The sequence below is a fragment of the Romboutsia sp. 13368 genome, assembly GCF_018336475.1.
GTDB lineage: Bacteria > Bacillota > Clostridia > Peptostreptococcales > Peptostreptococcaceae > Romboutsia.
Window position 1 is genome coordinate 966,051 of record NZ_CP048741.1, and the last position, 664, is coordinate 966,714.

The following is a 664-nucleotide window of genomic DNA, read 5'->3' on the forward strand; positions in this document are numbered from 1 at the left end:
GACATTGYGTGAAAAAATTTATAATAAATTATTAACTCTTGGATCTTCATATGAAGAGCATGTAGCAACAGCAGAGGTTGTACAAGTGTCTGGTGAAGGTGTAGAACAATTAGAAATTTACTTTGGTAAGTATATTGCTCAATTATTCTATAGCTTATTAGCACCAATAACATTGTTTATAATATTATCTTTTATAAACTTTAAAACATCAATAGTATTATTAATATGTGTACCATTAATACCAATATCAATTGTTGCAGTACAAAAATTTGCTAAAAAATTATTAGCTAAATACTGGGGAATTTATACAGGATTAGGAGATAGTTTCTTGGAAAGTTTACAAGGGCTTACTACATTAAAGATATATAATGCAGATGCTAAAAGAACTGTTGATATGGATAGAGATGCAGAAAACTTCCGTAAAATAACAATGCGTGTATTAACTATGCAACTTAACTCAATAAGTGTTATGGATTTAATTGCATATGGTGGAGCAGGTCTTGGAATAATAATAGCTTTATCTCAGTTTAGTAAAGSAAATTCCAGTTGGAAGTTTATTAATAATTATACTACTTTCATCTGAGTTCTTTATACCATTAAGACTTTTAGGATCTTACTTCCACATAGCAATGAATGGTATGGCAGCAAGTGATAGAATGTTTAG

1 protein-coding gene is annotated in these 664 nt (G+C 29.2%); it reads left to right on the forward strand.

The window, feature by feature from the left end; translation table 11 throughout:
- Positions 1–583 (forward strand): ABC transporter transmembrane domain-containing protein (locus G3997_RS03885; RefSeq protein WP_330616200.1); only part of this gene is annotated, 583 nt, incomplete at its 5' end.
- Positions 584–664 lie beyond the last annotated feature (81 nt).